We start from the raw sequence: 353 nt of genomic DNA on the forward strand, positions 1-353 counted from the left end.
AGCGCGGTGGTCCCACCTGACCCCATGCCGAACTCAGAAGTGAAACGCCGTAGCGCCGATGGTAGTGTGGGGTCTCCCCATGTGAGAGTAGGGAACTGCCAGGCATCAAATTTAGCGTGCTGATATGGCTCAGTTGGTAGAGCGCACCCTTGGTAAGGGTGAGGTCCCCAGTTCGACTCTGGGTATCAGCACCACTTTATACTTAGGTTAAAGTTCGGCAAGAAGTAAAAGAATTTGTCTGGCGGCTTTAGCGCGGTGGTCCCACCTGACCCCATGCCGAACTCAGAAGTGAAACGCCGTAGCGCCGATGGTAGTGTGGGGTCTCCCCATGTGAGAGTAGGGAACTGCCAGAC

1 tRNA gene and 2 rRNA genes are annotated in these 353 nt (G+C 55.5%); all 3 read left to right on the forward strand.

Annotation, left to right across the window (positions count from 1 at the left end):
- Positions 1-104: ribosomal RNA gene (gene rrf, locus FHC48_RS23140) — 5S ribosomal RNA — on the forward strand; the annotation flags it as partial.
- Between the two features lie 14 nt (positions 105-118).
- Positions 119-194, forward strand: a tRNA-Thr gene (locus FHC48_RS23145).
- A 43-nt stretch (positions 195-237) separates the two neighbouring features.
- Positions 238-353 (forward strand): 5S ribosomal RNA (rrf, locus tag FHC48_RS23150).

It is taken from the genome of Enterobacter sp. EC_50, from assembly GCF_019584525.1.
Taxonomy (GTDB): Bacteria; Pseudomonadota; Gammaproteobacteria; order Enterobacterales; family Enterobacteriaceae; genus Enterobacter; species Enterobacter roggenkampii.